The sequence below is a fragment of the Streptomyces sp. NPDC013157 genome (assembly GCF_042899865.1).
Classification (GTDB): Bacteria; Actinomycetota; Actinomycetes; order Streptomycetales; family Streptomycetaceae; genus Streptomyces.
The window spans coordinates 1-2,227 of record NZ_JBIBAK010000043.1 but is presented as its reverse complement, the minus strand read 5'-3'; the positions used below and the strand labels follow the sequence as shown (position 1 = coordinate 2,227).

Sequence of the window (2,227 nt, the reverse complement as noted above, 5' to 3'; positions counted from 1 at the left end):
TCGGGTCCCACCAGATCGACAGCAGCCAGCCGTCGTCCTCGGCCGTGGCTCCGGGGCGGGGCACGAAGACGGGTTCGCCGGGGGAGGTCAGGACATCGTCGAGTGTCTGCATCGAGGTCTCGCCCGTGGTGTAGTCGTGCTTGGCCAGGCCGTCGGTGAACCAGTCGCCGGCTCCGCGTGTCGTCGAGTAGTAGCCGTACTGGTGGGACAGTCCGGTTCGCTGATCGTTGATCCGGGGGAACTCACCCTGAATGTCGGTGGCCTCGCGGTCCTTGCTCGTCCCTGTGGCGAGGTCGAGTTCCCAGCGCCAGGGGGTGGTGATGATCTCCTTGAACCACCAGTTCCAGTCCCCGTTCGGCGGCGGTGACTCCAGGTCCTTCAGGGTGGGGCCGAACTGGCCGACGCGGTGCCCGTCGACGATGATCTTCGTGCCGTCCTGGTAGGCGTTGAGGAAGTGGGTCACGGAGAAGGCGTCGGTAGCCTCCACCCACGTCACCTCGCCAGTCCTGCGATGCAGGACTGCCCAGCGGCATGTGTCCAGCTTCTCCGGCTCCCAGGCCGTCGAAGGCCGACCGGTGAGTATGCGCTCGAAGCTGGCCGTCGCCGGGCTGACCGAGAAGATCGCATAGTCGGTGGTGACGGCGTAGTCATGGGTGAAGGCGGGGAACCCCAGGTCGACCGAGTGACGGTCGAGGATGTTCCCGTTGCGGTCGGCTCGGTACCACGTGATCGCGCCGTCCATGTTGCCGAAGGTGAGGAAGTCGCCGTTCGTCGGATCGACCTTGTGGTGCGCGGTCAGGGGCCCGACGACTCCGCCGCGGAAGTTGTACTGCTCGCCGACCGTCTCCAGGGTGTCCGGCCGCAACTCGTGCGGAGGGAGGCCCTCGCAGAAGGCCAGCAGACGGTTGTCGTACAGCTGTACGTGCGTGTTGGCGGGGTTTTTCGGGAACATGCCGGGCGGCAGGGGGGTGTCCCTGCCGTTCATGAAACCGCCGTAGATCGCCCGGCCCAGTTCCATCTCCTCCTTCAGGGGCGCGGTCCGCACGTAGCGGTTGCGGTAGGTCGCCCGGCCGTCACGCAGGAAGATGGCGTGGACCATGCCGTCGCCGTCGAACCAGTGGTACCTGCTCGGGTTCTCCGGGCGGTAGAACTGGCTGCTGCCGACCCGGAACAGGGCACCGTTCAGCCCGTCGGGGAGCCGGCCCTCGATCTCCAGATCGAAGGCCTCGCCCTCCTCACGCCAGGGTGCGTAAGGGCCGTTGAGAAACATGTTGCTGGGGTCCCACATGGACGCCTCCTTCTTGCCATGAACCTGAGCATGTCCTGATAGTTAGGAAATGTATCTGCAAATTTAGGACATCCAAGGAACCGTATAGCCGCATTCGGGGGAGGTCAAGCCGGGCCGAGGTGTGGTCCTGATGGGAGGGTGGGGCAATTTATGTGCAGGTAAAAGGCATTTAAGGTCGTCCCTGCTTGTCAGGTGGCCTCGCCCTCCCGTACCGTCCTTCATGACAGGACTGGCGTCCTAACTTATGGAGATCTTGTGTCTGAGACCGCTGTCCGCTCTGATTCCCCACCTCCCGGCGGGACTCCGCCGGGGCCCAATCCGTTCGCCGGCCTGAAGGACGTCGTGTCCGTCAAGGACAAATTGACGCAGGAGTATCACGACGCAGTCGTCGAGAAGGTCTTCCGTCCGTCGTGGTTTTTGGTCGGAAACGTCAACGACCTTCCGAAGCCGGGTAGTTACTTCGTCCTGGACGTGCCCACCTTCAACACCTCGGTGCTGGTGCAGCGGGGCCGGGACGGGGAGGTGCGCGCGTTCCACAACGTGTGCCGCCACCGCGGCAAGAAGGTGATTCCGACGGCCTGCGGTTTCGCCGAGGGGACGTCGTCCGCGCACACCTGCTGGCTGCATGGCTGGTCGTACACCAGTGACGGATCACTGCGTTCGGTGCCGGACGAGAAGCAGTTCCGCTCCGTCGACAAGTCCCGCCTCGGGCTGGTGCCGATCCACGTCGAGGTCCGGTCGGGCCTCGTCTATGCCAACTTCAGCGACCACCCCGAGCCGCTCGAGGCCTGGCTGGGGGAGCTCGCCGAGGGCTTCGACGGCTACTACAGCGAGATGGAGAAGATCAGCTGCTGGTCCATCGACGTCCGGGCCAACTGGAACATCGCCATGGACTCCTTCTCCGAGGGGTACCACACCGTCTTCCTGCATCGGCGCACC

The 2,227-nt window shown here is 64.6% G+C and carries 2 protein-coding genes; one reads left to right on the top strand and one right to left on the bottom strand.

Annotated elements, in window-relative coordinates; all coding sequences use genetic code 11:
- On the bottom strand, nucleotides 1-1,288 hold a 1,288-nt coding region (locus tag ACFY6U_RS52135), incomplete at its 3' end, for a carotenoid oxygenase family protein (RefSeq protein ID WP_390050208.1).
- A 360-nt stretch (nucleotides 1,289-1,648) separates the two neighbouring features.
- Between ACFY6U_RS52135 and ACFY6U_RS52130 the strand changes: the two genes are divergently transcribed.
- The coding region (locus ACFY6U_RS52130; protein ID WP_390050206.1) for an aromatic ring-hydroxylating dioxygenase subunit alpha at nucleotides 1,649-2,227 on the top strand (579 nt) is incomplete at its 3' end.